This window comes from Gemmatimonadales bacterium (genome assembly GCA_036279355.1).
Lineage (GTDB): Bacteria > Gemmatimonadota > Gemmatimonadetes > Gemmatimonadales > GWC2-71-9 > DASQPE01.
Genome location: DASUJH010000035.1, coordinates 1 through 3495 on the forward strand (window position 1 = coordinate 1; position 3495 = coordinate 3495).

General features: G+C 70.0%; 4 protein-coding genes. 1 reads left to right on the forward strand and 3 read right to left on the reverse strand.

All coding sequences use genetic code 11. From position 1 onward, the window contains the following. Positions 1–68: 68 nt before the first annotated feature. From VFW66_09860 to VFW66_09870, 3 genes are all read right to left on the reverse strand, one after another. A complete protein-coding gene (locus tag VFW66_09860; protein HEX5386993.1) occupies positions 69–290 on the reverse strand; it encodes a Uma2 family endonuclease in 222 nt (73 codons plus the stop codon). Between the two features lie 139 nt (positions 291–429). Next, the gene (locus tag VFW66_09865) at positions 430–2151 is read right to left on the reverse strand and encodes an aldehyde dehydrogenase family protein (protein HEX5386994.1); all 1722 of its coding nucleotides are present in this window, start codon (positions 2149–2151) and stop codon (positions 430–432) included. Positions 2152–2182: 31 nt separating this feature from the next. Then, a complete protein-coding gene (locus VFW66_09870) occupies positions 2183–2719 on the reverse strand; it encodes a hypothetical protein (protein HEX5386995.1) in 537 nt (178 codons plus the stop codon). A 183-nt stretch (positions 2720–2902) separates the two neighbouring features. On the opposite strand from VFW66_09870, the gene VFW66_09875 reads away from it, so the two are divergent. Then, on the forward strand, positions 2903–3495 hold a 593-nt coding region (locus VFW66_09875; GenBank protein HEX5386996.1), incomplete at its 3' end, for a BTAD domain-containing putative transcriptional regulator.

Genomic DNA, 3495 nt, shown 5'->3' on the forward strand with positions numbered 1-3495 from the left:
CTCGGCCCGAGCGGACTAGAGAGGACGGAAGAGCTCGGCGAGCGCGAGCGTGAATCGAGCGTGCGCGCCTACTCGAGCGGCACGACGAACAGATCGGGTGAGACCAGCACGTCATCGCTCCACGAGATATCGGCGAGGGGCCCGAAGGCGTGGCCGACAGGTTCGCGCTCCAGATAGGCCCGGAGTGCATCGCGAAGCCGGTCCTGGACGATTTCGTGCCATGGCCGGGGCGCCGGCGTCACGAGCAGCTCGCCGTAGACGAGCTCGTAGCGATTGCCGTCTTCCGGCATCGCTCGGACCATCTCCGCTGTGTGATAGACGGGCGCTGGCATCGCCATACAATGGGCTCCGGGAGCCGAGATTCGCAAGCGGCCATGCGCAACGGTACCGCCGGCGACCACGCCGAGCGGTACCGTTTTCATGCCGTTGCTATCCCCGCATCGCAGCCGCAACCACCCCGGGCACCTTCGACCATTTCGCCTGTTCGTCGAGATACGTGATCCGCCGGAGCAGCGCGTGCGCCGTGCGGTGGCTCGGGAACGTCGCAGGCTTGGGCATCAGCGTAATCGGATGCCGGAGCACGGCCTTCTCGATTCCCTCCAGCATCGGCGTGTTGTGCGCCCAGCCGGTGCCGCTCTGGATGTCGGCGGGCGTCGAGCCAGGAAACGCGCCCCAGGGCGGCGTGCCGCACGCGAACACGAACCCCGACCAGCTATTGACCGTCACCGCGCCGTATCGGAGCCGCGCGATGCCCCGCTCCACCGCCTCGGACAGGCGCGGGTCCTTGAGCGCCTTCGGGTGCACCACGAGATCGGCGGCAAGCGTACCCCAGAGCCGGTCATTTGCGAACGTCACCGCGCGCTCGAGAAACTCGATCGGATCGTCGCTTCCGACCGACGTCTCCGACAGAATCGCGCAGAATGGCTCAGTGGAAAACGCGGGCTCGGATGCGTTGCTCGCGTCGAGGCCCGGCAGGAGCGTCCAGGGCAGTGCGCCTTCGGCCGCCGCACCGATGGTGCGCACTTCGCTGCGGCCGCCGGTGAGCGCGCGCCAGCGATCTGCCGCGCCCGGATAGTACGCCTGCCGGAGCGGCGCCGCCGCCAGCGCGCGCTCGATGCCGGCGAGCAACTCTCCGCGCCGGCTCCAGCCCTTTGGCAGCACCAGCATCTTGGCGGCGTTGCAGTTGAACGACGCGTTGTGGGTCACCGCGCCCGCGATGCTCTCGGCCTGGAAGGCGAGCTCCTTTTCACTGTAGTTCCACGGCATCACGAGCACCGGCGACACGTTACCCAGCTCGGCCGTGACCGGCTTGGCGAGCACGGGTGCGCCGCACGCCTTGCGCGCGTCGCGCTCGGGGCAGGGCGGGCCCCACACAATGGCGTCGTACGTCTTGTCCGAGCCGGTAAGGTGGACTTCATCGATCCCCGGATGGTGCGCCAGGTAGCCGCCCTCGTCGGTGCCGCCGTAGACCACGGCGAGATACCCGGCCGCGATCGCATCGACGAACGCCTCCTCGATGAACGGAGCGAGGTAGGCGTTCACCGGATTCATCTTGAGCACGCAGACCTTACCCTCGTTGAAGAGCTTGGTCAGCACGTCCATGGCCGGGATCGCGGCGAGGTTGCCGGCGCCGAGCACGAGCACGGTTCGGCCCGCGTGAGTGGGGCGCTTGTAGAAGCTCGCGCGGGTGTCGCGCACCGCGGCCTCGTCCACGCCGGCCCGCATCCGCACGTCGACGGTGATGCCGGAGAAAAGCATGCCGTCGATGGCGTTGGCCGGAAACACCCGGACGGCGACACGGCCGTCGGCGGTGGGCCGCATCGCGCCGATCGGTGTGTTGCCGTTCCGTTCGAGCGAGCAAAGCGATTCGATAAGCAGGCGAAGCTGGCGGACGACGCACCAGGGTCCTGTCCCCCACTCTTCGCCCTCGGCCGGGGTGCCGAGTCGGATGCCCTTGGCGGCGCAGGCGGCGCGTACGCTGCGTTCGGCGATGCGGAGATAGCCGGCGCGCATCGAGCGGGCGAGGGCGATGCGGTCGGCGAGGGCGAGCCGGGCAAAAGCGGGCGCGGCCTCGCGTACGCGGACCACCGCCTCGTCGAGCTTCCGCTGGCTCGGGAGCAGCCGGGCGTTCGGTTGAGGTTGTGTGGCCATGACGACACCTCCATTGAGCGCGGCGGGCGCCTCAGGGGTTCGAGCCGACGCTCGAGATGACGCCGTCGAGCGTGAGCGTGATGCTGGTCGGGAAACCCGCCTGCCCGAAATCGGTGGTCTGGGTTCCGGTGAGCGTCTGCTGCCCGGTGGCTCCCGCGAACTTTCCGGTGCCGCCGGTAAAGATCAAGTCACCGTTGATCGCGAAGGTGACGACCGAGCCCGACGACCCGGTCGCCGTGAACGTGCCGCTGTAGGTGCCGAACAACTGGTCGCCGTTCGCCGTAGTCTTGGTGAAGCTGCCGTTGAAGAACTCGCCGGTCGTGGGATTGTCACAGTGCGAGTTGGTGATCGTGTACTTGCCGACGTGCGTGCCTTCGCCGCCGCCCGAGAGGGTCGTGACCAGCGGGCAGTCGGCCGAGGGGCCGGGCGCAATGCCGCCGGTGGCCTCGTAGTTATCGTGCATGGGCACCTCTCGAAGCGAAGCGGCGCCGGGCGCCGTGGCGTCGCCGGCGCTGCAGCCGGCGGTGAGCAGAGCGGCAAGGAGCGCCGCGGAAAGCGTGTCACGCATGGCCGGATCCTCCTGGTGAGTGGCTCGGCGGCTCGCGGGCGCGGGGCCGGCCCCCCCGTCCTGCGGTTGCTTGCCGCGCCGGGAAGGCGGGCCTACTATAGGCGAGCTGGTCAGCCGCTGATCAGACGATTGTCAGCAACGCTATAGACGGACCGCCAACCCGGATTTCCGAGGCCCCGCACGTTGCTCCGACTGCGACTGCTCGGCACGCCCGCCGTCGAGGGCGGCGACGGCCCGTTGGGCGGGGCGCCGGCCCAGCGGAAGTCGCTCGCGTTGCTCGCGCTCCTCGCCGTCGGCGGCGACCGCGGGGTGAGTCGGGATAAGCTGCTTGCCTACCTCTGGCCCGAGGCCGAGGCCGAGCGGGCGGCCCACCGGCTTACGCAGGCGCTCTACGCGCTCCGCCGCGCCACCGGCGCCGATGCGCTCTTCCTCGGCTCGGGCGACCTCCGTCTCAACCCCGAGCTCGTCTCCACCGACGTGGCCGAGTTCCACACCGCCCGCCACGCGGGCGACCTCGCGCGCGCCGCCGCGCTCTATGGCGGGCCTTTTCTCGACGGCTTCTTCCTGAGCGGCGCGCCCGAGTTCGAGCGCTGGGCCGACAACGAGCGCACCGGGCTCGCGCGCGACTACGGCGAGACGCTCGAGACCCTCGCCGCCGAGGCCGCGGCCCGCGAGGATCACCGGAGCGCCGCCGACTGGTGGCGCCGCCTCGCCGACCACGAGCCGCTCAACTCGCGCGTCACCGTGCACCTCATGTACGCGCTCGCCGCCGCGGG

Coding starts and splice junctions, on each gene's coding strand:
- VFW66_09870 (HEX5386995.1), bottom strand. CDS start 2,719: ATGCGTGACACGCTTTCCGCGGCGCTCCTTGCCGCTCTGCTCACCGCC.
- VFW66_09860 (HEX5386993.1), bottom strand. CDS start 290: ATGCCGGAAGACGGCAATCGCTACGAGCTCGTCTACGGCGAGCTGCTC.
- VFW66_09865 (HEX5386994.1), bottom strand. CDS start 2,151: ATGGCCACACAACCTCAACCGAACGCCCGGCTGCTCCCGAGCCAGCGG.